The 24,867-nt window shown below is 75.6% G+C and carries 24 protein-coding genes and 1 pseudogene; 6 read left to right on the top strand and 19 right to left on the bottom strand.

Annotation, left to right across the window (positions count from 1 at the left end; genetic code table 11):
• Positions 1-132: 132 nt before the first annotated feature.
• The 4 genes from IE271_RS13670 to IE271_RS13685 all read right to left on the bottom strand — a co-directional run bounded on the left by IE271_RS13670 (position 133) and on the right by IE271_RS13685 (position 5,224).
• Positions 133-1,299: an MBL fold metallo-hydrolase gene (locus IE271_RS13670; protein WP_190190536.1), complete on the bottom strand. Its 1,167-nt coding sequence runs from the start codon at positions 1,297-1,299 to the stop codon at positions 133-135.
• A complete protein-coding gene (locus IE271_RS13675; RefSeq protein ID WP_190190537.1) occupies positions 1,296-2,618 on the bottom strand; it encodes an aminotransferase class I/II-fold pyridoxal phosphate-dependent enzyme in 1,323 nt (440 codons plus the stop codon). The genes IE271_RS13670 and IE271_RS13675 overlap by 4 nt, the downstream gene beginning before the upstream one ends.
• 503 nt (positions 2,619-3,121) lie before the next feature.
• Positions 3,122-4,273 (bottom strand): hypothetical protein, encoded by a 1,152-nt coding sequence (locus tag IE271_RS13680; protein ID WP_190190538.1) that lies wholly within the window; start codon positions 4,271-4,273, stop codon positions 3,122-3,124.
• A 159-nt stretch (positions 4,274-4,432) separates the two neighbouring features.
• Positions 4,433-5,224 carry a SigB/SigF/SigG family RNA polymerase sigma factor gene (locus IE271_RS13685; RefSeq protein ID WP_190190539.1) on the bottom strand — a complete coding sequence of 264 codons (792 nt, stop codon included), beginning with the start codon at positions 5,222-5,224 and terminating at the stop codon, positions 4,433-4,435.
• A gap of 724 nt (positions 5,225-5,948) precedes the next feature.
• Here IE271_RS13685 and IE271_RS13690 point away from each other — a divergent pair.
• The 3 genes from IE271_RS13690 (at position 5,949) to IE271_RS13700 (ending at position 8,741) form a co-directional block, all read left to right on the top strand.
• Positions 5,949-6,386: a CBS domain-containing protein gene (locus tag IE271_RS13690; RefSeq protein ID WP_190190540.1), complete on the top strand. Its 438-nt coding sequence runs from the start codon at positions 5,949-5,951 to the stop codon at positions 6,384-6,386.
• Positions 6,387-6,752: 366 nt separating this feature from the next.
• Complete coding sequence (locus IE271_RS13695; RefSeq protein ID WP_190190541.1) at positions 6,753-7,316, top strand: type 1 glutamine amidotransferase domain-containing protein; 564 nt, start codon at positions 6,753-6,755, stop codon at positions 7,314-7,316.
• Positions 7,317-7,619: 303 nt separating this feature from the next.
• Positions 7,620-8,741, top strand: a complete 1,122-nt coding sequence (locus tag IE271_RS13700) for a baeRF2 domain-containing protein (protein ID WP_190190542.1) — start codon at positions 7,620-7,622, stop codon at positions 8,739-8,741.
• A 358-nt stretch (positions 8,742-9,099) separates the two neighbouring features.
• Here IE271_RS13700 and IE271_RS13705 read toward each other — a convergent pair whose 3' ends face one another.
• Positions 9,100-10,719 (bottom strand): ABC-F family ATP-binding cassette domain-containing protein, encoded by a 1,620-nt coding sequence (locus IE271_RS13705; protein ID WP_190190543.1) that lies wholly within the window; start codon positions 10,717-10,719, stop codon positions 9,100-9,102.
• 196 nt (positions 10,720-10,915) lie between these two features.
• Here IE271_RS13705 and IE271_RS43585 point away from each other — a divergent pair.
• Positions 10,916-11,908 (top strand): annotated as a pseudogene (locus IE271_RS43585) (phosphatase PAP2 family protein); the annotation flags it as partial.
• 271 nt (positions 11,909-12,179) lie between these two features.
• The gene (locus tag IE271_RS13715) at positions 12,180-12,995 is read left to right on the top strand and encodes a class I SAM-dependent methyltransferase (protein ID WP_190190545.1); all 816 of its coding nucleotides are present in this window, start codon (positions 12,180-12,182) and stop codon (positions 12,993-12,995) included.
• 232 nt (positions 12,996-13,227) lie between these two features.
• Here the strand turns inward: IE271_RS13715 and IE271_RS13720 are convergent, their stop codons facing one another.
• The 13 genes from IE271_RS13720 to IE271_RS13780 form a co-directional block, all read right to left on the bottom strand.
• Complete coding sequence (locus tag IE271_RS13720) at positions 13,228-13,491, bottom strand: gas vesicle protein K (protein ID WP_308435179.1); 264 nt, start codon at positions 13,489-13,491, stop codon at positions 13,228-13,230.
• A 158-nt stretch (positions 13,492-13,649) separates the two neighbouring features.
• Positions 13,650-13,838, bottom strand: coding sequence for a gas vesicle protein (locus IE271_RS13725; protein ID WP_190190546.1), 189 nt, complete (start codon positions 13,836-13,838; stop codon positions 13,650-13,652).
• Positions 13,835-14,620 (bottom strand): GvpL/GvpF family gas vesicle protein, encoded by a 786-nt coding sequence (locus IE271_RS13730; protein ID WP_190190547.1) that lies wholly within the window; start codon positions 14,618-14,620, stop codon positions 13,835-13,837. Before IE271_RS13730 ends, IE271_RS13725 begins: the two co-directional genes overlap by 4 nt.
• On the bottom strand, positions 14,617-14,949 hold the full coding sequence (locus tag IE271_RS43320; protein ID WP_190190548.1) for a gas vesicle protein: 333 nt from the start codon (positions 14,947-14,949) through the stop codon (positions 14,617-14,619). The genes IE271_RS13730 and IE271_RS43320 overlap by 4 nt, the downstream gene beginning before the upstream one ends.
• The gene (locus tag IE271_RS13740; RefSeq protein WP_190190549.1) at positions 14,946-16,124 is read right to left on the bottom strand and encodes an SRPBCC family protein; all 1,179 of its coding nucleotides are present in this window, start codon (positions 16,122-16,124) and stop codon (positions 14,946-14,948) included. The genes IE271_RS43320 and IE271_RS13740 overlap by 4 nt, the downstream gene beginning before the upstream one ends.
• Positions 16,117-16,761, bottom strand: coding sequence for a DNA primase (locus IE271_RS13745; RefSeq protein WP_190190550.1), 645 nt, complete (start codon positions 16,759-16,761; stop codon positions 16,117-16,119). The genes IE271_RS13740 and IE271_RS13745 overlap by 8 nt, the downstream gene beginning before the upstream one ends.
• On the bottom strand, positions 16,758-17,021 hold the full coding sequence (locus tag IE271_RS13750) for a gas vesicle protein GvpG (protein ID WP_190190551.1): 264 nt from the start codon (positions 17,019-17,021) through the stop codon (positions 16,758-16,760). Before IE271_RS13750 ends, IE271_RS13745 begins: the two co-directional genes overlap by 4 nt.
• 5 nt (positions 17,022-17,026) lie before the next feature.
• Positions 17,027-17,794, bottom strand: coding sequence for a GvpL/GvpF family gas vesicle protein (locus IE271_RS13755; RefSeq protein WP_190190552.1), 768 nt, complete (start codon positions 17,792-17,794; stop codon positions 17,027-17,029).
• Complete coding sequence (locus IE271_RS13760) at positions 17,791-18,207, bottom strand: gas vesicle structural protein GvpA (RefSeq protein WP_190190553.1); 417 nt, start codon at positions 18,205-18,207, stop codon at positions 17,791-17,793. The genes IE271_RS13755 and IE271_RS13760 overlap by 4 nt, the downstream gene beginning before the upstream one ends.
• Before the next feature lie 103 nt (positions 18,208-18,310).
• Positions 18,311-18,658, bottom strand: a complete 348-nt coding sequence (locus IE271_RS13765; protein WP_190190554.1) for a gas vesicle protein GvpO — start codon at positions 18,656-18,658, stop codon at positions 18,311-18,313.
• A gap of 61 nt (positions 18,659-18,719) precedes the next feature.
• Positions 18,720-19,670 (bottom strand): non-homologous end-joining DNA ligase, encoded by a 951-nt coding sequence (gene ligD, locus IE271_RS13770; protein ID WP_190190555.1) that lies wholly within the window; start codon positions 19,668-19,670, stop codon positions 18,720-18,722.
• A gap of 28 nt (positions 19,671-19,698) precedes the next feature.
• Entirely contained in the window at positions 19,699-21,555 is a 1,857-nt protein-coding gene (locus IE271_RS13775) for a transketolase (RefSeq protein WP_190190556.1), read from the bottom strand.
• The gene (locus tag IE271_RS13780; protein WP_190190557.1) at positions 21,552-22,940 is read right to left on the bottom strand and encodes an NAD(P)/FAD-dependent oxidoreductase; all 1,389 of its coding nucleotides are present in this window, start codon (positions 22,938-22,940) and stop codon (positions 21,552-21,554) included. Before IE271_RS13780 ends, IE271_RS13775 begins: the two co-directional genes overlap by 4 nt.
• Before the next feature lie 141 nt (positions 22,941-23,081).
• Between IE271_RS13780 and IE271_RS13785 the strand changes: the two genes are divergently transcribed.
• Positions 23,082-24,035 carry an LLM class F420-dependent oxidoreductase gene (locus IE271_RS13785; protein WP_190190558.1) on the top strand — a complete coding sequence of 318 codons (954 nt, stop codon included), beginning with the start codon at positions 23,082-23,084 and terminating at the stop codon, positions 24,033-24,035.
• A gap of 292 nt (positions 24,036-24,327) precedes the next feature.
• On the opposite strand, the gene IE271_RS13790 is transcribed toward IE271_RS13785, so the two are convergent.
• On the bottom strand, positions 24,328-24,810 hold the full coding sequence (locus IE271_RS13790; protein WP_190190559.1) for a phage holin family protein: 483 nt from the start codon (positions 24,808-24,810) through the stop codon (positions 24,328-24,330).
• Between the last annotated feature and the right edge of the window lie 57 nt (positions 24,811-24,867).

Here is a 24,867-nt window from a genome sequence, read left to right on the forward strand (position 1 = left end):
CTGTGCGTACGGCCGTGGCACGGACGGAGTGGATGGCGTGGACGGAGCGGGCCGGCGCGGACGGAGCGGGCCGGCCGCGATGTGCCGTCGGCCCGCTCCCTCCGCGCCGTTCTCTGCTTTCCGTCCGCGCCGTCAGTCCTCCAGGACGCGCGATCCGCCGACCGGCAGGTCCCAGAGGTCCTCACGGGGCAGGCCCGCCGCCTCCCAGGCCGCACGGACGCGGGTGAGCGGCTCCATGACCGGCTCGGCGGACAGGACGAACGTGCCCCAGTGCATGGGGGCCATCCGGCGCGCGCCCAGGTCCCGCGCGGCTCGGACCGCCTCCTCCGGGTCGCAGTGCACGTCCCGCAGCCACCAGCGCGGCTCGTACGCGCCGATGGGCAGCAGCGCCAGGTCGATGCCCGGGTAGCGCTCGCCGATGCGCGAGAACCAGTGGCCGTACCCGGTGTCGCCCGCGAAGTACACGCGCTGCCCGTCCGGGCCGGTGAGCACCCAGCCGCCCCACAGCGAGCGGCAGGTGTCGGTCAGGGTCCGCTTGGACCAGTGATGGGCGGGCACGAAGTCGAAGCGGACGCCCGCCCGCCGCCCGCCGTCGCCCGGGGCGACCCCGGCGTCGTCCTTCGCGGGCAGCTCGACCGCCTCCCACCAGTCCAGCTCGGTGACCCGGGTGAAGCGGCGGCGCCGGAACCAGCGGCCGAGCCCCGCCGGGACGAACACGGGCGTGTCGCGCGGGAGTCTGCGCAGGGTCGGCGCGTCCAGGTGGTCGTAGTGGTTGTGGCTGATGACCACCGCGTCGACGGGCGGGAGCGCGTCCCAGGGCACGCCGACGGGCGTGACGCGGGCCGGGGTGCCGAGGATGCGGCGCGACCACACGGGGTCGGTCAGCACGGTCAGGCCGCCTATGCTCACCACCCAGCTCGCGTGGCCGGCCCAGGTGACGGCGACCGTGCCCGCGTCCACGCGCGGCAGCGGGGCCGGCGCGTACGGCAGGCGCGGGACGTCGGCGAGGCCCTCGCGGTCCGGGCGCACGGCGCCCTCGCGGGCGAAGCGCGCGTAGCCCCGCAGCCCCGGCAGCGGCGTGGTCAGCCGGTCGGCGAAGGACCGCGGCCACAGGCGGTTCCCGCCCTGCGGAAGGGGGTCGGCGAGCGGCGGCGCGGCCGGGCGGGCGGCGGTGAGCAGGGGCGCGGCGGGAGCGCCGTCCGCCGTGGGAGGGGCGACGGGAGGGGACGCCGCGGAAGGGCCCGCGGCGGGGGCGGCCGCCGTGGTCTGCGTGGCCGGCTCGGACTGCTGCTGTGTCATCGGGGGGACTCCCATCGCCCGGCGTCGTCGCGTAGTTCGTCGAAGACCGCTGCCACCTGGGTCAACGCACGTCGTACATGGGGCAGTTCCAGGGGTGCGGGGGACATGAGGGAGGCCGTGCGCTCGCTGTCCGCCGCACCGAGGAACGGGCCGGTGGACAGCCGTACGCGCAGGGCGTCGAGGTCGTCGCAGAAGCGGTGGCCGCCGGGCACGGGCGTGCCGAGCCGGGCGGTCAGGTAGTCCTCGAGCTCCTGGGCGTCGTGCACGTCGCGGGCGGCGAGCGCGGGCCGCAGCGGGCCGAGGTCGGCGTACAGGTGGCGGCCCGCCCGCGGGGGCCGGGCCACGGCGCCCGCCGAGACGACGGTCCGGTGCAGGGCTGCGGCCACACGCCCGTGCAGCCGGGCCGCGGCGGCGCGTCGCGCGACGACGTCGCCGGGCTCGCCGAGCGCGTACGCGGCGGCCGCGGCGACCGGCGCGGCGACACCGGCGCCGGTCGCGGTGAGGACGTCGAGGACCCGGGCGCGCAGCCGGGCTCCGGCGGCGTCGCCGGGGAACCGGGCGACGGCGGCGGGCCAGCCGGGGGGAAGGTGGGCACCGGACAGGTCGGTGAGCACGGTGACCCGGTCCGGGAGCATCTCGGCGGGGCTCAGCAGCACCGTGTCGTGCTCCTGGTGCAGGGTGTCGCGCCAGGTCTCGTCGCTGACGACGTGCAGCCCCTCGCCCGCCGCGGCCTCCACGGTCTCGTGCAGCAGCTCGGGCGGCGCGACGGTCGCGGCGGGGTCGTCGGCCACGGACAGCACGAGCAGCCGCGGGTCGCCGCCCTCGGCGCGCACCCGGCGCACCGTCTCCAGCAGGGCGTACGGGTCCGGGACGCCGCCGCACTCGGCGGGCGTCGCCGCGTGGAAGACGGCCCTGCCCAGCAGCCGCGCCTGGGGCTCCCACCAGGCGGCGCAGGGGCGGGGCAGCAGGACGTCGCCGCCGACGGCGGCGGTCAGGGCGAGCAGCAGGGCCGGGCCGCCGGACGCGGCGGCGGTCCGGTCGGGTTCGGTGGGCAGGCCGCGCCGCGCCCAGTAGGCGCAGGCGGCGTCCAGCAGGGCCCCCACGTCGCTGCGCGGCCGGCCGGGGACGCCGTCGGAGGGCCGGCCGCCCGGCACCGGGCCGCCGGCACCGCCCGTGCCGTCGGGCCCGCCGGTGCCGCCGATGCCCTCGGCGGACGCCGTGAGCGCGGCGGTGAGACCGGGCAGGACGGGCAGTCCCTGGTCCGGCAGCGGGGGGCCGTAGCGGACCGGGCCGTGCCCCTCCTGCTCCGTCCGCCGCATCCGTACCTCCGAGCCGTCCCAGGTGCCTCGCCCTGCTCCCTGTACCCCGCCTCCGGCGGTGTCAACGCGGGGGCGGGAAGGACGGTGTCATCCCCCGGGGCCGTCCCCCGGGACGACGGTGTGAGCTGCTGTGAACAGTGGGGAAGAGGGCGGACGCGCCGACGGCGGCGGGGCACAAGGGTGTGAACGGGGAGGGGGCCGGGGGCGGGGCTGGGCGCGGGGCGGGGTCGGTCGCGGGGCGTGACGTGGACCGTGGCGCGGCTGCCGGCCGGCCGGCCGAGGAACGGGTGCCGGTCGGCCGACCGGCCGGGGAGCGGTTGACGGCCGAGCCGGGAAACGGTGGTCGTCGGTCTGACCGGGGAGCGGTCGCCGATCGGCCGGGGCGCAGCCGTGCCCGCCGACCGGGAACGGCGGGCACGGCTGCGCGTGGGACGGCTTCCGGCGGACCGCAGCACGGGTGCCGGCGGAGCGTGGCACGGCTGTCGGCGGAGCGCAGGACGGTTCTACCAGCGGTGCGGGTGGGGGCGGCCGCGTCGGCACAGCCGGTGGACGGCGCTTCCGAGCGCCCACGCGATGAGGAGGCCCCCGGCGATCTGTGCGGGCACGGAGTCGGTGAAGGCGCCGCCTCCGCCCGCCTGCGCGCCCTGCCGGGGTCCGGCGTCGTCCCCGGTGCCGGGCCCGCCGTCGTGGGACACCGTGAAGGCCGCGCTCCAGCGCTCGCCCGGCTTGTCCGGGGTCCCCGGGCAGGCCCCCTCGACCCGCTGCTCCCCCGAGGCGGCGTCGCCCTTCCCCGCGGACGCCACGCGCGCGGTGCCGCGGTAGGCCGGCCGCCCGGCCGCGTCGCCGCCGCCGGGGGCGGGGGCGGGGGCGGCGCGGCCGGTGCCGGTACGGGCGCGGTCGGCCGCCGGCTTGCCGTCGTCCCCCGGGTACGAGGGACCCGCGGCGCCGGCTCCACTGCCACCGTCACCGCCACCGCCGCGGTTGCCGGGACCGGCCTCCCCGCCGGGGAGCGGCGGCTCCACGGGCATCTCATCGTCGGCGCCGGAGCCCGTGTCGAGGTACGGGACGTCCGCGGACTCCCCGTCCTGTCCCGGCCCTCCGGGCTCCGCGCCGTCGCCTCCGGCCCCGGACGGCGGCGGCGGCTCCACGATCTCCTCCTCGCCGCCCGGACCGCCGGGCTCCACGGCCTCCTCGCCGTCCTCCGGCTCCACCGGGTCCTCGGCGCCGGCGTCCTCGTGGTCGGGCTCCCCGCTCCCGGCGTCGGCCCCGGGGACGCGGCGCAGTTCGGCGGTGCCCTTCTCGAAGGCCTGCGAGCGGGCCTCGACCGTGTCGGGCGCCGGACCGCCGGCCGGGGCGCAGGTGACGGAGACCGTGACGGTCCCGCCGGGCGGGACGGTACCGGGGGCGACCTGCGCGACGGGCCCCTCCGCCGCGTCCGGTCCCGCGGAGACGGCCGGATCCGGCCCCGCCGAGGCGGCCGGATCCGCGGACGCGCCCGGGTCCGCCGGTACGGCGGACCCGGCCGGGGCGGCGCCCAGGGCCAGCGCGGCCAGCACCGCCACGGACACGACGGCGGCGGGAGCGGAGGCCGCAGCGGACGTGGCGGCGCGGACGGTCGTGGGGACGGCACGGACGGTACGGCGCGTACGGCGCATGGGGCGGGCTCCTCGGGCCGGCTGCGGTGGCGGGCACGGCCGCCGTGCCCGCGGCCATCCCATCCCGCCGGCCGCCCGGCCGCGCGCGGCCGGGCACCATTCGTGCCACCGGGGCGCCCGACCGGGTGACGGGCGCGCTCCGCGCCGCCCGGGGCGGCGTCAGAACGCTTCGCGCATGACCTGTTCCCGCAGGCGGGCGCAGGAGCGGGTGATGAGCCGGGAGACGTGCATCTGGGAGATGCCGAGCTGCTCGGCGATGTGGCTCTGGGTCATGTCCCCGAAGAACCTCATGTAGAGGATGGCGCGTTCGCGCTCGGGCAGGGCCCGCAGACGGGGCTTGACGGCCTCGCGGTCGACGACGACGTCCAGGGCCGGGTCGGCGGCGCCGAGCGCGTCGCTCAGCGAGTAGCCGTCGTCGCTGCCCGGCAGCTCGGCGTCCAGGGACAGCGCGCTGAAGCTCTCCAGCGCCTCCAGGCCGGTACGGACCTCGTCCTCGGTCAGCTGCGCCTGCGCGGCGATCTCGGGGACGCCGGGCTGCGGCCCGGGCGCCGTCTGGGCCAGTTCCTGGCAGGCGACCCGGACCCGGTTGCGCAGGTCCTGGACCCGCCGGGGCACGTGCAGCGTCCACATGTGGTCGCGGAAGTGGCGCTTGATCTCTCCGGTGATGGTCGGCACGGCGTAGCTCTCGAAGGCGTTGCCGAGTTCCGGGTCGTAGCGGTCGACGGCCTTGACCAGGCCGAGCGCCGCGACCTGGCGCAGGTCCTCGTAGCTCTCGCCGCGGCTGCGGAAGCGCCCGGCCAGCCGTTCGGCCATGGGCAGCCACGCCTCCACGATCCCGTCGCGCAGCGCGTCGCGCCGCGGTCCGGGGGGCAGCTCGGCCAGGGTGCGGAAGTCCTCCGCGGTGTCGGGGGCGTCGTCGTGCGGGTGGTGCTTCGCGCTTGCGGTTCGCATGGTGCGTCGCAACTCCCTCAGGTGCTCTGACTGGCGTCACCGTGGGAAGCACCGTCACAGACCGGACGGACACAACCGCGGCGGGACGGGCCACCCCACGGACGTGCCTCCTGTCCGAAGCACTGGGGTGCGCCTGCCCTCTTCGTCCTGTGCCAAACGCACATCGCCGTGGCATCGCAAGGTTTTCGCCGGGTGCCGTCCTCCCGCTCCGCGGAGCGGGACGGAGCCGCGCGGTGCGGGACGGCGACGCGTTCCGGCCTCCCCGGACCGGTCGGGCGGACCACCCGTGTCGATGCGCGGCGGCCGGGTACGCGAGGGGTCGCCCCCGTACTTCTGGAGGGAGTTCATGCAGCGAGGCAGCGACCGGCTCGGCGTCCACCGGGACGACGCGACGCAGCGCGCACCGCGGGGTCCGCTCCGGCCCGGCCGTCACGCGCCGGGACGGACGCCGGACCGGTCCGCCGTCCCGGCGGGCCCGGGCGGGCCCGTGGACGCCCCGCGCCGCGGCCACGGGCCCGACGGGCCGGCCGAACCGACCGGACCGCTGCCCCGCACGGCCCGCCACGCCGGCGCCCAGGAACCGGCGGAGGCACTGGTACGGGCCGGTGAGGAACCCTCGCCCGACGCTTGGACCCGCCGCTCGGGGGTACAGCGGCCCGGGTCCCCGACGCAGCCTCCCCCGGTCCGCGCGACCGGGGGACCACAGGAAGAAGGCCCACTGTCCATGGCTGAATTCGTGAGGGAAGTCATGACGCCCGGTGTCGTCGCGGTCCGTCCGGGCGCGTCGCTCGTGGAGGCGGCGCGGCTGATGCGGACGCAGGACGTCGGCGACGTCGTGGTGGCCAGCGACCGGCAGGTGGTCGGTGTGCTGACCGACCGGGACATCACGCTGCGCGCCGTCGCCGAGGGCGTCGACCCGCAGGCCGTGAGCGTCGAGGCCGTGTGCACCCCGGACCCGGTGGTCGTCGGCCCGAACGACGCCGTCGCCGCGGCGGAGGCGCTGATGCGCGACCACGCCGTACGGCGGCTCCCCGTCGTCGAGGACGGCCTGCCGGTGGGCATGGTGACCCTGGGCGACCTGGCGGAGGCGCGGGAGCCGAGGTCGGCCCTGGCCGACATCGGCCGCGCCGAGCCGGACGTCCCGGCCGACGCGCGGCCCTGAGCCGTGGACCGGGGCGGAGCGCGGGACCGCGCAGACTCCCCGGCCGGGCCTCGTCCCCGCCTCGCCGAGGACGGCCGACCGACGGCCGACGGCCGGCGGCTGGCGGCTGGCGGCTGGCGGTCAGTGGCCGGCGGTCTTCTCGGCACAGGGCCGGCGGACGGTCCGGCGGCGCGCGGACTGCCCTGTCCGGGACCCGCGCACGGCCTCGGACGGACCGCGCCTCCTTGCGGCCCGTGCGCGGTCCCGTCGGCCCGTCCCTCGGCCTAACCCCGTAGTACGGGCGGGACGCCCCGCGTGTCCCGCCCCGCCCGTGACATGTGATCCGCGGCCGGTCGCCCCGGCGCGGAGGAACGGAGAGAGAAACAGATGCGTATCGCATTCCTCGTGGCCCCCGAAGGCACCGAGCAGGTCGAGCTGACCGAGCCCTGGAAGGCGGCCGAGAACGCGGGCCACGAGCCCGTGCTGGTGTCCACCCGGAGCGGTGAGATCCAGGCGTTCAACCACCTCGACAAGGCCGACACGTTCCCCGTGCAGGAGGTCGTCGGCGAGGCGTCGGCGGACTCGTTCGGCGGCCTGGTCCTGCCCGGCGGCGTCGCCAACCCCGACAACCTGCGCATGGACGAGAAGGCCGTGGCCTTCGTGCGCGACTTCTTCGACCGGGGGCTCCCGGTCGCCGCGATCTGCCACGCCCCGTGGACGCTGATCGAGGCGGACGTGGTGCGCGGCCGGACGCTCACCTCGTGGCCGAGCCTGCGGACGGACCTCGGCAACGCGGGCGCCACCTGGGTCGACGAGCAGGTCAAGATCTGCGAGGGGGCGCCCAGCACGCTGGTGACCAGCCGCAAGCCGGACGACCTGAAGGCGTTCTGCGAGGCGTACCTGGACGTCTTCGCCAAGAAGCAGCAGGAGCAGCAGGAGCGGCAGGGCTGAGACGGCGGGACCCGGCCGGCCGGGTCCCGGAAATAAGCGGGTCCCGGGAACGGGCGGGGCGCGTCCCCCCTGTACCCGACGGGTCCCGGGTGCGGCCGGGGCTCGCCCCGCCGTACCGGGCGGCCCGCCGCGACGAGAGGCTCCGCCGCCTTGTGCGCCGGCTCCGACGGCATCGCCGTCGGAGCCGGCGCACAGTTCGTTTTGTGCACTGTGTCCAGGTTCGCCCCCCGGAACATCGTGTTCCTCGGCCCTGTTCGGGTACTCGGCCCGCAAGCCATACCCGAGCGGCATCCGGAGGGAGCCATGGATCTCGCTTTTCTCCATCCACTCTACGAACGGCCCGGGCCCTGGGCCTCCGTCTACGTGGACACTTCACGGCACACGGAGTCCACCACCCCCCACGAGCGGTCGCTCCTCGCCCAGGAGGCCTCCCGGCAGCTGGCCGAGCAGGGCGCCGACGAGGCCACGTGTGCGGCGGTCCGCGCGGCGATGGAGGAACTGCGGTTCTCCTCCGACCTCTGCGGACGGGCGCTGTTCGCGAACGGCGGCGAGGTGGTCCTCGACCCGTCGCTGGCGTCCGTGCCCCTGGCGCCCCTGAGCACGACATGGGGGATGCTGCCACGCGTCGCGCCGCTGCTCGACCTGGTCGGTGAGGACCCGCTGGTCCTGGTGGCCTACATCGACCGCACCGGGGCGCACTTCGAGCTGCGCAGCGGCGGGAGCGGGCCGGAGGACGCGGGGTCGGTGACCGGTTCGCGGCAGTGGCCGATGCACCGCACGTCCTCGGTGATGCAGTGGTCGGAGCGGCACTTCGAGCTGAAGGTGGAGAACACCTGGGCCCAGAACGCCGCGGAGATCGCCGACGCGCTCGACTCGTGCCAGCAGGAGTCCGGGGCCGACCTGATCATCCTGGTGGGCGACGAGCGGGAGCGGGCGTACGTGCACGAGCGGATCGCGAAGCGGCTGCTCGGCTGCACGGTACAGGCCCCGCACGGCACGGGCAGCAGGCTGCTCGACGAGGACGTCGAGCGGCTCCGCGCCCAGCACGTGCACCAGCGGGCGGCCGGGGAACTGGACCGGTTCCTGTCGGCGCGGTCCCCGGACGACGAGGGGCGCGTCGGCGCGGTCGAGGGCGTGCCCGCCCTGGTCGACGCGGCCCGGCAGCACCAGATCGACGAGTTGCTGATCCGCATGGACGGCCCCGACGCGCACCGCGAGGTGTGGATCGGCGAGTCGCCCGACATGCTGGCGGTCAAGCAGGCGGACCTCAAGGCGGTGGGCCAGGAGCACACGTGGTCCGCGCGCGCGGACGACGCCCTGCTGCGGGCCGCCGTGGCGACGGGCGCGCCCGCCCTGTCCATGGCGGCCGCGGGACCGGGCGACACGCCGTCGGGCGGTCTGGGCGCCCTCCTCCGCTGGTCCTGACCGGCCCGGCGGAGAGGCGCCGGCCGCCCGTCCGTCCACGGTGCCGCCCCGGCGGGACGTCCCGCCGGGGCGGCACCGTGCCGGTGGTACGCGTACGGGCCGGAGGCTCGGTGCTGCAAGCCCCGTCCGCAGGCCGGAAGTCCGGCACTCCTGGTCCTCGTACGGGCCGCGGGCCGCTGCCGCCGGTCCGTTCACGGGCCCACGGCTTGGCGCTACAGGTCCCGTCCGCAGGCCGGAAGCCCGGCGCCCGGGGCCGCGAGGCGCGGCCCCGTCGCTCAGCGGGTGCCCACCGGGCGGCCGTCGCCCCGCGTCCGGCCGCCGGAGCGGGGCCTCCGGAGCAGGGCCGCCGGGCCGGGCGCTACCGCGCCCGTTCCACCCGTCGCTCGTCCCAGACCGGCTCCGCCGTCTCGCGGACCCGGCCGTCGCTGCCGAAGACCAGGTAGCGGTCGAAGGAGCGGGCGAACCAGCGGTCGTGGGTGACCGCGAGGACCGTGCCCTGGTACGCCCCCAGTCCCTCCTGGAGCGCCTCGGCGGACTCCAGGTCGAGGTTGTCGGTGGGCTCGTCGAGCAGCAGGGCCGTCGCGCCCGCCAGCTCCAGGAGCAGGATCTGGAAGCGGGCCTGCTGGCCGCCGGAGAGCTGGTCGAAGCGCTGCTCCGCCTGCGCGGTCAGCTCGTAGCGGCGCAGCCGGGACATGGCGCCGCCCCGGTCCTGCGCGTGCTCGGTCCACAGGACGTCGAGCAGCGTGCGCCCCTCCAGCTCGGGGTGGGCGTGCGTCTGCGCGAAGTGGCCGGGCACCACGCGCGCGCCCAGCTTCCACGTGCCGGTGTGGGCCACGTCGCCGCCCGCGAGCAGCCGCAGGAAGTGCGACTTGCCCGAGCCGTTGGAGCCGAGCACGGCGACCCGCTCGCCGTAGAAGACCTCCAGGTCGAACGGCTTCATCAGACCGGTCAGTTCCAGGTTCTCGCAGGTCACCGCCCGTACGCCGGTGCGTCCGCCGTGCAGCCGCATCGTGATGTCCTGCTCGCGCGGCGGCTCGGGCGGCGGGCCCGCCTCCTCGAACTTGCGCAGCCGGGTCTGCGCGGCGGCGTAGCGGGAGGCCAGCTCGTGGCTGACCGCCGCCGCCTGCCGCAGGTTCAGCACCAGCTTCTTCAGCTGGGCGTGCTTCTCGTCCCAGCGGCGGCGCAGCTCCTCGAAGCGCGCGAAGCGCTCCCGGCGCGCCTCGTGGTACGTGGCGAAGCCGCCGCCGTGCACCCAGGCGTCCGCGCCCGCGGGCCCCGGCTCCACGCTGACGATCCTCTCGGCGGCGCGGGCGAGCAGTTCGCGGTCGTGGGACACGAACAGCACGGTCTTGCGGGTCTCCCCGAGCCGCTCCTCCAGCCAGCGCTTGCCGGGCACGTCGAGGTAGTTGTCCGGCTCGTCCAGGAGCAGCACCTCGTCGGTGCCGCGCAGCAGCGCCTCCAGCACGAGCCGCTTCTGCTCGCCGCCGGAGAGCGTGCGCACCTGGCGCCACTGCGCCTTCTCGTACGGGACGCCGAGCGCGGCCGTGGTACACATGTCCCACAGCGTCTCGGCCTCGTAGCCGCGCACCTCGGCCCAGTCGGCGAGGGCCTGCGCGTACTGGAGCTGGGCGGTCTCGTCGTCGACGGTCATGATGGCGTGCTCGGCCCGGTCCACCGCCCGCGCGGCCTCCCTGATGCGGGGCGGCGCGACCGACACGAGCAGGTCCCGTACGGTCGTCTCGTCCCGTACGGACCCGACGAACTGCCGCATGACACCGAGGCCGCCGCTGACGGTGACGGTGCCGCCGTGCGGCTTCAGCTCGCTGGAGATCAGCCTCAGCAGGGTCGTCTTGCCCGCGCCGTTGGGCCCCACCAGGGCGACGGAGGTGCCCTCGCCCACCCGGAAGGACACGTCGCCGAGCAGCGTCCTCCCGTCGGGGAGGTGGTACTCGAGGTGTGCGGCTTCCAGATGTCCCATGGTCGGTCATTGTGGGCGGGCGGCCGGGCGCCCGGCAAACGGTTATGGGCTCCGGCCCGTCACCCGTTCCGTCCCGGGCCCGCCTTCCGTCCGCGTCGGCCCGCCGCCCTTTCGTTCCGGGCCCGCCACCCGTTCGCTCCGGGCCCGCCCGGTCCCCGGACGGTCTGCCGCGGCGGCCCCCGGGTAACCGGGGTCCATGACCGCACAAGCAGACGTCGACCTCACCGTCCCCGAGACCGGGCACTCCGTCGTCAGCCGCCTGCTGGGCCTGGACCGCCGGCTGTTCGAGGCGGTCGCGTCCCGGCACTGGCCGGGCGGCGACCGCGTCCTGCCGCGGCTCACCCGCGGCGCGAACCACGGCAAGCTGTGGTTCGCCACCGCGGCGGCGCTCGCGGCGACCCGCTCCCCCACGGCCCGCCGGGCCGCCGCCCGGGGCCTCGCCTCGCTGACGCTGGCCTCCGCCACCATCAACACGATCGGCAAGCGGTCGGTGCGCAGGCCGCGCCCGCTGCTCGACGCGGTCCCGCTGATCCGGCAGCTGAAGCGCCAGCCGGTCACCACGTCGTTCCCGTCCGGGCACTCGGCCTCGGCCGCGGCCTTCGCCACCGGCGTCGCCCTGGAGTCGCGCGGCCTGGGCGCGGCGGTGGCCCCCGTGGCGGCCGCGGTGGTCTTCTCCCGCGTCTACACGGGCGTGCACTACCCGAGCGACGTCGCGGTGGGCGCGGCGCTGGGCGTCGGCGCCGCCTTCGCGGTGCGCGTCCTGATGCCGGTGGGCGGGAGGCGGCGGCCGCCTGTGCCGGACCGGCGCGGCGCGGACGCGCCCGCGCTGCCGGACGGCGAGGGACTCGTCGTCGTGGTGAACCGCAGCGCCGCCGCGCCGGAGCGGGCCCGGGAGCTGCTGAAGGTCCTGCCGCGTGCGGAGAGCGTGGAGTGCGAGCCGTCCGAGGTGCGCGCCGCCCTGGAGAAGGCCGCGGCCCGCGCCCGGGTGCTCGGCGTGTGCGGCGGCGACGGCACGGTGAACACGGCGGCCGAGGTGGCGCTGCGGCACGGCCTGCCGCTCGCGGTGCTGCCCGGCGGCGCGCTGAACCGCCTCGCGCACGACGTGGGGGTGCGGGACGTGCGCGACCTCGTCACCGCCCTGCGCCAGGGGGAGGCCGTCCAGGTGCACGTGGGCCTCTTCTCCCCCGGCACCGGCGCGAGCAGGGCCGGTGGCGCGGGCACGGACGGTGTGAGCGGTCCGGGCGGGCCGGAGGGGTCGCCCGAGGTCCCGACGGTGACGGTCTACAGCCCGCTGTTCGCCCACTGACCGCGGGCCGGCGGCGACCGGCGGTGCCGGGCGGCACCCGGCGGCATCCGACGTCGTCCACATGGCAAGACGCCTATCTCATATTCCGGCACGGCCGCGTACCGTGGCGCCTGTCGCCGACCTCACGGCGGCGGGCGAGAGAAGGAGAACGGTCATGCCGAAGGAGACGGCCGTCTACACGCACGGCCACCACGAGTCCGTCCTGCGGTCGCACACCTGGCGCACCGCCGCCAACTCCGCGGCGTACCTCCTCGGCTCCCTGAAGCCCCACATGAAGGTCCTGGACGTCGGCTGCGGGCCCGGCACCATCACCGCCGACCTCGCGGAGCTGGTGCCGGACGGGCACGTCACCGGCGTCGACCGCGCGCCGGAGATCCTGGACAGGGCCCGGGCCACGGCGGCCGGACGCGGCCTGGGGAACGTCGACTTCGCGGTCGCGGACGTGCACGACCTGGACCACCCCGACGACACGTTCTGCGTGGTCCACGCCCACCAGGTGCTCCAGCACGTCGGCGATCCCGTACGGGCGCTGCGCGAGATGTACCGGGTCGTCAGGCCGGGCGGCTACGTGGCCGTCCGCGACGCGGACTACTCGGCGATGACCTGGTACCCGCAGTCCCCGGGCCTGGACGCCTGGCTGGACCTGTACCTGCGGGTCGCCCGGGCCAACGGCGGCGAGCCGGACGCCGGGCGGCGGCTGAGGTCCTGGGCCCTGGCGGCCGGGTTCACCGACGTCACGGCCACGGCGGGCACCTGGTGCTACGCCACCGAGGAGGAGCGGGCCTGGTGGAGCGGCCTGTGGGCGGACCGCACGGTCGCCTCGGCGTACGCGCGGCGCGCCACGGAGGGCGGCCACGCGACCGAGGCGGAGCTGCGGGCCGTCGCGCGGGCGTGGCGGGAGTGGGGCGGCCGGGAGGACGCGTGGTTCGCCGTCCTGCACGGCGAGATCCTCTGCCGCAAGCCGGCCTGACCGGCCCTGCGTGCCCGTCTCCGTGTCCGCCCCGATGGGCGCCCGTACCGCCCCCGGCCGGCGCGGACGCGAGGGGCCGCCGCCGGCCCGGACCGTACGCTCCGCCCGCCCGCACCCGGGCGAGGGCGGGAACGGCAGCGCGCCGGGACGGTGCCCGTGGGTTCCGTCCCGGCGCGCCCGTGACCGCTCGCCCGGCTCACCCGGTGCGCCGCCAGGCGGTCCGCCCGGCGGCTCACCCCCGCGGCAGCAGCGGACCCAGGGGGCCGAGGTCCAGGTTCAGGTCCTCGGGCCGCAGGCCGTAGCGTTCGCGCAGCTCCGTCATCCGGTCGTCGAGCAGCATCAGCGTCAGACCGATCCGCTCCTCCTGGTCCTCCGTCAGGTCCCCGGTGTCGAAGCGGCGCAGCGCCTGCCGCTCCATGAGCTGCCGCAGCAGTTCCACCACGGTCAGCACGAGCTTGACCAGGTCGCGTTCGACCGTGTCGGGTTCGAGCTCCACGCGCCTGCGGGGCCTCCCGCCGGCCGGCCCCGCCGCCACCACGCTCAGCGCTTCCCCCAGCGCGCCCACCGGCCCGCCCGGCGGTTCTCCGTGCGCCTCGGCCGGTTCCCCGGACGCGACCGACGGTTCTCCGTGCGCGCCCGCCGGCTCCCGCCCGGTCACCGGATCTCCGGCCACGGCGCGGGCACCTGCTCGTTCACCGAGCTGATCAGCGCGTTGAGGTCGATGCGCACGAGGTCGACGTCCGCGATGCGCAGGGTGAGGTCGCCGGTGATGACGACCCCGCCCGCGAGCAGCCGGTCGAGCAGGTCGACGAGCGCGACCTCCCGGTGTTCGACGACGGTCATCCGCCCGCCTCCCGTCCCCCGCCGGGTTCGTCGAGCCCGCTGAAGGAGTACGCGGCCCAGGGCCCGGTCAGCTCCACGCGCAGCCCCGGCTCCTCGCCCTTCGTGCGCTCCACCAGCTCCACGAACTCCTCCGCCGTCGCGCGCGGCACGAGGTAGGCGGCGTTGAGCACGTTGCGCCCCGAGGCCCCGGACAGCGCCGGGTTCTGCGGGGCGTGCAGCCGGGAGTCCTCCGCGCCCGCGGAGAGGGTGTCGTGCAGGCGCGTGGCGAACTTCTCGGCCCGCTCCCACAGCTCCTCGTGGGCGCTGCGCTGCCGGCGCCGCGCGAGCAGGTAGTCCCGCCCGCTGGCCGCCCGGGGCTGCGGCATCCGCCCGGTGGTGTCCTCCCGGGGCTCGGCGTAGATCTTCACGCCCCACTCGACCCGTCCGTCGAGCCGGTCGAGGAGCTGCCGGAAGGCGTCCGCGCGCTCCTCCAGCATGGTGCGGACGCCGCTGTCGTCGCGGAACACCGTGGCGAGGCGCAGCGGCAGCGGCGAGGTGACCTCGGTGAGCGCGTCGACCACGCTCTGGTGGGCGCGCGCCGTCCCGCTCAGCCAGTCCAGGTCCTCCAGGCGGGCCCGCAGCGGCTCCTCGGCGAAGTCCGCCTCGGGCACGTGGCTGACCACGGCGACCAGGTCGCCGTGGGCCAGCGGCTTCGGCGGCACGCCCGCGACCCCCGTCAGGTCCGCGGGCAGCGGCCTGTCGAACGGCCGGCACACGGCGTACACATAGCGCAGACCGGTCACGGCGCCTCCTCCCGCAGGCGCTCGCGCCCGCCTTCCAGTTCGGCCAGGCGAGCCCGCAGCTGGGCGTTCTCCCTGGCCAGTTCCTTGTCACTCGCGCGTGAGGACAGGGCCGGGTCGGACTCCCACCAGTCGATGCCCATCTCCTTCGCCTTGTCGACGGAGGCGACGACGAGGCGCAGCTTGATGGTGAGCAGTTCGATGTCGAGCAGGTTGATGCGGATGTCTCCCGCGATCACGACGCCCTTGTCCAGGACGCGTTCGAGGATGTCCGCGAGGTTGGCCCCGCCTTCCTGCCCGTACGATTCGGGGAGCCGCCCGGCCATGGTCATCGCCCGCTCCCCTGCCCGACGGCCTCGCGGGGTTCCTCCTCGGCCTCCCGCTCCTCGTCGTACGCCTCGTCCTCGTCGGCGTACTCGCCGGTGCCGTCGTCCTCGTACGCCTCCTCGTCCTCGTACGCCTCGCCGGCGTCCTCGTACGCGTCGTCGTCGTAGGGCTCGTCGCCCTCCGGCTCCTCCTCGCGGGAGTCCTCGGCGCGGCCGGCGTCCTCGCCCTCGTACGCGTCCGGCTCCTCGTCGTCGTACGCGTCCCCGGGCGCCTCCTCGGAGGAGTCCTCGGGCGCGTCCTCGTGCTCGGAGTCGTGCTCGTGCTCGGACTCCTCCTCCGCGACGGCGTCCTCGTGGCTGCGGACCACCTCGCCGTCGCGGATCTCGCCGCGCCAGCCGTCGCTCGCCTCGCCGCGCATCGTGACGAAGCGCGCGAAGTTCTTGAGGTCCAGGCGGGCCCGGCGGCCCTGCGCTCTCCAGATGTTGCCGGTCTTCTCGAACAGGCCCTTCGGGTAGTACTCGATGACCAGCAGCACCCGCGTCAGGTTCTCGGCGAGGGAGTGGAAGGTCACCACGCCCTTCGTCGTGCCCTTGGCTCCCTCGGAGGTCCAGGCGATCTTGTAGTCCGGGACCTGCTCGGTGGTGTGCGCCTTCCAGCTGCGGTTGGACCAGAAGACCTTCATCTGCCAGTCGGACGTGGTGTCGTCCGCTCGGCCGGCGCTCTTGACGCCCTTGGCGAAGGTGCTGAACTCCTGGTACTGCGTCCACTGGTCGTAGGCCGTGCGCAGGTCCACGCCGATGTCGATGAACTCGATGATGACGGTCGGCTTCTTGCCCGCGCCGCTCTTGCGGCCCTTGCCGCCCTTGCCGCCGAGCTGCTTGAAGGCGCTGACGACGCTGTCCTTGGCCCGTCCGGCGCCGACCTCCAGGGCGGCCCGCACCGGGCTCTTGCCCTCGACGAGCTTGCGGCCGCCGTCCAGGGCGAGTCCGGCGAAGCCGGGGCTGCGCCCCTCGGCGACGTCGTTCAGCTTGACGGTGGTCTCGCCGAGCTTGCGGCCGACGCCCATGAGCAGCCGCTGCGCCTGGGCCGCCAGGTAGTCCTGGGCCTCGGCCTTGAGCCGCTCGACGGCCTCGCTGTGGGCGACCTCGGAGAGCCCGCCGCGTCCGCCGGTCTCAGCCATCGTCGCCTCCCCTCGCTCGGCGGCGGGCCCGTCCGGCGGCGGCCGTCTTCTTGGCCGGCGCCTTCTTGGCCGCCTTCTTCGCCGCGCGCGGCGCGCCGTCGGCCGCCTTCCGGGCCGGCGCCTTGGCCGCCCTGGCCGTCTTCTTGGCCGGCGCCCTCTTGGCGGGCGGCCTCTCCCGTTCCTCCTCCGGTTCCGCGTCGGGGCCGTCGTCGTGGTACCCGGCCTCGTCGTCCCGGTCGTCCCGGTCGTCGTCGTAGGCGTCCTCGGGCTCCTCGTCGCGCCCCCGCCCGCCGCGGCGGGGACCCGGCACGTCGGGGACCACGCCCGCGATCCGGTCGCGCACCTCGGCGGTGCGCCCGTGCAGGCGGCCGGCGAGGGCCTCGACCTGGCGCTCGACGAGCGCCCCGGTCGCGGCCCTGCCGACCCCGCGCAGGTCCGTGCGGAGCTGGTCGCCCAGCTCCTTGAACTGCGGGTTGTTCTGCAGCTGGGTGGAGATCAGGTCCCCGATCGCTCTCGGGCTCAGCTGCAGCTTCTTCCCCGCCACCATGGTGCCGACGGCGAATGCCAGCTTCATCTTCTTGGTACGCCCGAGGACGTACCCGGCCCCTACCGCGAGGCCCAGTCCCAGTCGGTTCATGTCATCGTCCCGTTGCCCGTTCCCGTGCTTCTCTGCATGGCGATCTCCAGCCGGTCCAGGAGCTCGTCCTCCCTGCTGTCGAACTCGTCCTCGTCGATCTCGCCGGCCTCCAGCCGCTTCTCGAGGGCCGCCAGCTCCGCGCGTACCGCCCCCGGGTCGTAGTACAGGCGCTCGGCCTCGGCGAGCGCCTGTCTCACCGCCCAGAAGCTGCCGCGCACCGGTGCGAAGGGCAGCAGCAGGACCTCCGTGATGAGTCCCACGGCGGTCAGCGCCCCGCGCCGGCCTGCTCCACCGTCTCGGCCGGCTCCGCCGGGCCCGGCTCGACGAAGCTGTAGGGCGGCAGCGGCCCGTTGACCCGCAGTTCCAGGTGCGGGTTGGCGGCGCGGTGCGCCTCGACGGCGGCGAGGAACTCCTCGGCGGAGTCCCGCTTCACCAGGAACGACAGGTTGGCCAGCCAGCCGGTCGACTCCGCCCCGGTGCTCACGGCGTCGGCGGCCGGCTCCAGGGCGCGCAGCAGCTCGGCGCCGTCGTCGACCTCGTACTTCTGCACAGCGGCGACGACCATCTCGCCGAGGCGCATCTTCTCGTCGTGGCTGCCGCCGCCCGCCTTGCGGTTGGCCTCGGCGACCGCGCGGATCTCCGGGTTGTCCGCCATCACGCGGTGCAGCACGGCCTCTTCGTCGTGGCTGGCCTTGACGTTGTACTCCACCCGGCCGTCGAGCGCATGGAGCCGCTCGCGGTAGTGGTCGGCGCGCTCGGACAGGACGTCGAGGACGGCCTGGTCGTCCGGGGCCACGCTGCCGAAGCGCATGGGCAGCACCGCGCCGCCCGCGCCGGCCTCGGCCAGCACGTTCTGGTGGGCCAGCAGGTCCTTGCGCTTGGGGCGCAGGTTCTCGGGCGCGTCGCTGACCACGGCGGCCAGTCCGTCGCCGCGCAGGACGCGGATGGTGCGCGCCGGGTCGCCCACGCCGCCCATGCCCTCGGGGAGCGAGGGGTGCGACTCCGCCGCGATCCCGTAGACGTAGGTGCTCACTCCTGCTCCTCCTTCCGGCGCGAGGCCGTCTTACGGGCGCGCGGGCGGGACTCGCCCTCGTCACGGGCCTGCTGGAAGGCGCTGGAGATGGTCTCCGCGGCGCCGGACAGCGCGCCCTTGGACTTGCCGCGCGCCCCGGACTCCGTGATCTCGCCGACGAGGTCGGGGAGACCGGGGTTCTTGCGGGGGCCCGACTCCAGGTCGAGCCGGTTGCACGCCTCGGCGAAGCGCAGGTAGGTGTCGACGCTGGCCACGACGACACGGACGTCGATCTTCAGGATCTCGATGCCGACCAGGGAGACCCGCACGAAGGCGTCGATGACGAGCCCCCTGTCGAGAACGAGCTCCAGTACGTCGTACAGGCCGCTGCTGCCGCCCGATCCTCCGGTCTGTTGTGCCGGGACTACGGTCATACCGGCCAGTCCTCCTCGGTCTCTGACGCCCGCGCCTTCGGCGCGCGACGTCTTTGTCTGACGTCTTTGTCGGTGACGTTTTCGCGCAGGAGGGTCCGGGCGCCTAGCGCCGTGTGTCGGACCTTCCGCGCTCGTAGCGGCGGACGCGCCGGTACCCGGTGATCTCGCCCTGCGGGTCGAGGGTCACCTCGTAACTCGCCATCAGGCTCATCGTGTCGGGGACCCGGGCCAGTTCCAGGACCTCGACCTCGAGCGACCAGCCGTCCTCGGTGCGTTCGAACGTGGACACGGACTCCGCTTCCATGCCGGTGAGCTCGGTGAGCTGTGCGCGCGCCAGGCGCAGCACCTCCATCGGCTTCGGCGTGGCGGTTCCCGCGTCGTCCCGCTTCTCTTCCTCGGATGCTCTTCTGCGGGCTTGCGATGATTTCTGTGAATTCGATGTGTTGGTCATGGCCACCTCTCAACACCGTCTGGCCACACATGCGTTGACCAAACCTTGAAAGGTCGGTGGCTCAACCACGCACCGCTTCCAGCCTGCGCCGGGCCGGTCCGAGCGCGCGCCCGGCGCGCGGCAGTCCGGACCACGGCTCGGTCCGCGCCTGTTCGGCCGCGTCCGCTATCGTCCAGCGGCGTGCGGTGAGCCGGGGGTCGTCGAGCTGGTCCCAGGAGAGCGGGGCCGCCACAGGGGCGCCGGGCTTGGCCCGCACCGTGTAGGGGGCCACGGCGGTCTGCGCGTAGGCGTTGCGCTGCACGTCGAGGTAGAGCCGGTCACCGCGGTCCTTCTTGCGGGCCGCGGTGGTCAGCGTGTCGGGGTGGGCGGCGGCGAGCGTGTCGGCGACGTCCTTGGCGAACTCCCGCACCTCGTCGAAGGTCTCGCGTCCGTCGAGGGGCACCACGACGTGCAGCCCGCGCGAGCCGGTGGTCATCAGGCCGGAGGGCAGCCGGAGCTCGTCCAGCAGGGCTCCGAGCTGCCGGGCCGCCTCCCGTACGGTCTCGAAGTCGGCGCCGGGGGTCCCCCCGGGCCCTTCGGACACCGAGGAAGGGTCCAGGTCGAAGACGAGCCGGTCGGGCCGGTCGACGTCGTCCGCCCTCGACAGCCACCGGTGCAGGGTCAGGGCGGCCTGGTCGGCGAGGTAGACGAGGGTGGCGGTGTCGTCGCACACGGGGTGGACGACCGTGCCGCCCTCCTTGGGCACCTCCACCCGCCGGATCCAGTCCGGGTAGTGGTCCTGGACGTTCTTCTGCATGAAGCGCGGGCCGTCCAGGCCGTCCGGGTGCCGCTCCAGCATCAGCGGCCGCCCCTTCAGGTGCGGCAACATGAACGGCGCGATCTCCCGGTGGTAGGCGACGAGGTCGCCCTTGGTGTACTCGGGGGCCGCGCCGTCGGCCGGGAACAGCACCTTCTCGGGCCGGTGCACCTCCACCGTGCGGCGCCCGGCCCGCACCGTCCGCGCGCCGCTCATGCCGTTCCCCTTCCCGTGCCGCCGGCCGTCACCGCACGACCGCCTGCTCCACCAGCAGCCGCGCCGCCGCCGCGACCGACTCGGCGTCGATGCCCGCGGCGTGCAGCTGCTCCTCGGGCGACGCCGAGCCGGGCATGTTCCGCACGGCGAGGCGCACCAGGCGCGGCGCGGGCCCGCCGTCGGCGAAGGCCCCGGCGACGGCGTCGCCGATGCCGCCCTCCTCGCGGTGGTCCTCCACGGTGACCAGGCAGCCGGTGCGCTCGGCGGCCTCGCGCAGCGTGTCGCGGTCGACGGGCTTGACCGAGTACAGGTCGATCACCCGGACCGCGATGCCTTCCTGGGCGAGGGCGTCGGCGGCCTTCAGCGCCTCGTGCACGGTGACGCCCGCCGCGACCAGCGTCAGCCGGTCCTCGCCCGAGGAGCGCAGCACCTTGCTGCCGCCGATGGGGAACTCCTCGTCGGGGCCGTACAGGACGGGCATGCCGCCGCGCGAGGTGCGCAGGTAGCGGACGCCCTCCAGGTCGGCCATCGCGGCGACCAGCCTGCCCGTCTGGTGGGCGTCGCAGGGGTAGAGCACGGTGGAGCCGTACACCGAGCGGAACGTCGCCAGGTCCTCCAGGCCCATCTGGGAGGGCCCGTCCTGGCCGATGGAGACGCCCGCGTGCGAGCCGACGCAGTTGATCCCGGCGCCGCTGATCGCGGCCATCCGGACGAAGTCGTGGGCGCGGGTGAGGAACGCCGCGAACGAGGAGGCGTACGGCACCCAGCCGCGCGTCGACAGGCCCACCGCGCTGGCGACCAGCTGCTGCTCGGCGATGTAGGACTCGAAGAACCGCTCCGGGTGCGCCTTGGCGAAGAACTCGGCGCGCGTGGAGTCGCTCACCTCGCCGTCCAGGGCGACGACGTCGCCGCGGGCGCTGCCGAGGGCCGCGAGCGCCTGGCCGTAGGCGTCGCGGGTGGCGACGCTGTCGCCCCTCTCGTACCGCGGCAGCTCCAGGTGGCCGCTGCGCTCGGCGTGCAGGACGCGGGCGGCGGCGGGGCGCTGCACCTCGATGCGCAGGTCCCGCTCCCCGCCCAGCTCCCGGATCGCCTCCGCGGCGTCCTTGAGCGGCTTGCCGTGCAGGCCCTCCTTGTCCTCGGCGGCAAGGACGCCCTTGCCCTTGAGCGTGCGGGCGAGCACGACCGTGGGCTGGCCGGCGGTGGACGCGGCCTCCGCGTACGCGCGGTCGATCGCGTCGGCGTCGTGGCCGTCGATCTCGACGGTGTGCCAGCCGAACGCCTTGAAGCGGCGCGCGTAGGCGTCCAGGTCGTGGCCGTGCCGGGTGGCGCCGCGCTGGCCGAGCCGGTTGACGTCGACGATCGCGGTGAGGTTGTCGAGATTCTCGAAGGACGCCTGCTCGGCCGCCTCCCACACCGACCCCTCGGCCAGCTCACTGTCGCCGCACAGCACCCACACCCGGTGGCCGACCCGGTCCAGGCGTTTGCCGGACAGGGCGACGCCGACGCCGATGGGCAGGCCCTGGCCCAGCGAGCCGGTGGCCACCTCCACCCACGGCAGCCGCCGGGGCGTCGGGTGGCCCTCCAGGCGGCTGCCGGACTCGCGGAAGGTCAGCAGCTCGGCGTCGTCGATGGCGCCGGCCGCCTTGTACGTGGCGTACAGCAGCGGCGAGGCGTGGCCCTTGGAGAGGATGAAGCGGTCGTTGCCGGGGTGGTCGGGGCGGTCGAAGTCGTAGCGCAGGTGGCGGGCGAACAGCACGGCCACCAGGTCGGCGGCGCTCATGGACGACGTGGGGTGGCCGGAGCCCGCCGCGTCGGCGGCCCGGACGCTGTCGACGCGCAGCTGCTGGCCCAGCTCGGCGAGGTCGATGGGGTGGCGGTCGGTCATGAGGTTCCTTTCTGAGCGCTTTCGGGGCTTTCGGAGCCTTCGGGGGCCCCGCTCCGGCCGCCCCCGGGATGTGCGGCCGGGCCCCCCGGCAGGCGGGCCACCTCCGGTGAGGCGGACTCCAACGGGACCGACCAGGACCGGACGAGACCCAACTGCACGCCCTGGCGCGGCAGGACGGCGTCCAGCAGCCAGTCGGCGGTGACCCGGACCCGGTTGCCGGGCATCGCCGCCAGGTGGTAGCCGCGGGTGACGGCGCCGGCGAGCGGGCCGGACAGCTTGACGCCGAGCGGGTTCGCGGCGGCCTTCACACCGCCGAGGTCGACGACGAAGCCGAGGTCGCGGTGGCGGTAGACGCGGCGGGTGCCGAGGCCGAGGGAGGCCGCGACGTTGCGGGCGGCCACCTCGCCGTGCCGCCAGGCGTGCTGGGCGGTCATCGAGGTGTACTGGCCGGGCTTCTCCAGGTCGGGGACCGCGGCGGCGTCGCCGCACGCGAACACCTCGGGCCGGCCCGGCACCTGGAGGTAGGGGTCGACGAGGAGCCGGCCGCGCTCCAGCGGCCGGCCGAGTCCCGCCACGAGCGGATCGGGGCGGACGCCGACGCACCACACCAGCGTGCGCGTCCCGACGAACTCGCCGTCGCTCAGCCGCACCCCCTCCCGGGTCGCCTCCTCCACCGAGGTCCCGGTGCGCACCTCCACGCCCCGGCCGCGCAGCACCTGGTCGGCGGTGCGCGACAGGTGCTCGTCCAGCTCGGGCAGGAGGCGCGGCGCGATGTCCAGCAGCAGCCAGCGGGGCCGGACGCCCCGCCGCAGCGGCTTGTTCCGCACCAGCTCGTCGGTGAGCAGCTGGCCCTGCGCGGCGACCTCGGTGCCGGTGTAGCCGGCGCCGACCACCACGAACGTGCTGCGGGCCGCACAGCGCGCGGCGTCCTCCTCCGCCGCCGCGAGCTCGATCTGCCGGGTCACGTGGTCGCGCAGGTACAGCGCCTCGGGCAGTCCCCGGAAGCCGTGCGCGTGCTCGGCGACGCCGGGGACGGGCAGCAGCTTGTTGACGGCGCCGACGGCCACGACGAGCCGGTCGTAGCCGAGGGTGCCGGTGCCGCCCTCGGGGTCCGTGCAGCGCACGGTCCGCCCCTCCAGGTCGACGCGGTCGGCCTCGCCGAGGACCAGGCGCACGCGCGGCAGGGTGTCCCCCAGGGAGACGGTGACGCGGCGCGGCTCCAGCACCCCGGCGGCGACCTGGGGCAGCAGCGGCAGGTACAGGAAGTAGTCGGTGGGGTTGAGCAGGGTGATGTCGATCCTGCCCCGGGCGATGCGGGACAGGGTGCGGGCCGTGCGGTACCCGGCGAAGCCGGCACCGACGATCAGTACGCGGGGTCGACCCATGCTTCGGCCTCCGTCGAGGGCTCCATGACGAGTCTTCCGCGTCCCCCCGGGGGGTGCCGCCAAACGTCGGCCACGTTTCCGGGGGCGGCGCGGGGGTTACCCGGGCGCCGACCGTGCGCCCAGCCCCCGGAGGTGCCCCCCATGACCGAGTACGGCTATTTCCTGTCCACCGAGGAGTTCACCCCCCGGGAGCTGGTCGAGCAGGCCAGGATGGCGGAGCAGGCCGGTTTCCGGGCGCTGTGGATCTCCGACCACTACCATCCGTGGAACGGCGCGCAGGGCAGCAGCCCCTTCGTCTGGTCGGTGATCGGCGCGCTCTCCGAGGCGGTCTCGCTGCCCGTCCAGACGGCCGTGACCTGCCCCACCGTGCGCATCCACCCGGCCGTCGTGGCGCAGGCCGCGGCGACCAGCGCGGTGATGACGAACGGCCGGTTCCGGCTGGGCGTGGGCACGGGCGAGGCGCTGAACGAGCACGTCCTCGGCAACCCCTGGCCGCCCACGCACGTCCGCCTGGAGATGCTGGAGGAGGCCGTCCAGGTGATCCGCCGCCTCCTCACCGGCGAGGAGGTCAACCACCGCGGCCCGCACTACACCGTCGAGAACGCCCGTCTGTACACGGTGCCGGACGAGCCCGTGCCGATCGACGTCTCGGGCTTCGGCCCCAAGGCGACGGCCGTCGCGTCCCGCATCGGGGACGGCTACATCACGATGGCGCCGGACGAGGCGATGGTGACCCGGTACCGCAAGGGGGGCGGCGGCTCCAAGCCGGTGAGCGGCGGCCTGAAGGTCTGCTACGGCCCCGACCGGGACGAGGCGGTGCGCCGGGTCCACGAGCTCTGGTACAGCGAGCAGCTGCCCGGCGAGATGGGGCAGGTGCTGCCCTCGCCGCGCCACTTCGAACAGCTGCACGAACTGGTCACCGAGGACCGGGTGCGCGAGAACGTGGTCTGCGGGGACGACGTCGAGGCCCACGTCAGCGCGCTGTCCGCGTACGCCGACGCCGGCTTCGACCGCGTCTACGTCGGGCAGATCGGCCCCGACCAGCGCGACTTCTTCGACTTCTACCGCACGAAGGTGCTGCCGCAGCTGCCGTGACACCGCCGCGGGTGACGCGCCGGGGACCCGCTTCTCTCCGCGAAAGCGGGCATCCCGGCGCGTCGCGTACGCGCGTACGGCGGACGGGGCGGCGCGGCGGCCGTGACACTGGCCGCGGCCGGGACCGTCCGGTCGCGCAGGAGCCGAGGCCGGTGTACAAGGGGCCGCCCCTCCGCCGGCCCCGCACGTCGCCGTCCGTCACCGGTCCTGCGCGTGAGCCGTCCGTCGCCGGCCCGCGCGTACGCGGTCCGGCACCGGTCGCCGCGGCGGCCCGGACGCGCTCGCCGCGGGCTCAGTCCCGGGGGCGCGGGACCTCGGGGGCCATGTCCGGCTTCGGCGGGACCGGCGCGCCGGACGGGGTGACGGACGGCCCGGCGTCCGGCAGACCGGTGCCCGCGTCACCGGCGGCGCGGTCGCGTCCGCCGGGCCCGTGCCCGCCGGCCCCGTGCCCGCCGCGCGCCCGCCGCGGCAGCGGGCCGGAGGACCCGGGCCGGGCCGCGTTGCGCAGCAGGAACGCCGCGATGCCCAGCAGCACGGCGGTGACCACGGCGGCCGCCCAGCCGGGCAGGCCGAGCGCGAGCAGCAGCCCGACGGCGAGCGCGAGGGCGGCGCCCGCGTACAGGGCGGTGGCGCCGGACGCGGCGTACAGCGCGGCCGTGCGGCGCTGCTTGCGGCCCTGTTCGCGCAGCTCCTCGCGGACGGCGTCGCGGGCCGCGCGCGTCAGCGCCTCGACCAGTCTTCTGTCCGGTTGTTCGGGATGCGGTAAGCGGTCCATGGGCCGCGTCTACCCCGGCGGTGCACCCGGTAACGCCGGCCGCCCCGAGGGACGGAG

The organism is Streptomyces minutiscleroticus, assembly GCF_014650875.1.
Taxonomy (GTDB): Bacteria; Actinomycetota; Actinomycetes; order Streptomycetales; family Streptomycetaceae; genus Streptomyces; species Streptomyces minutiscleroticus.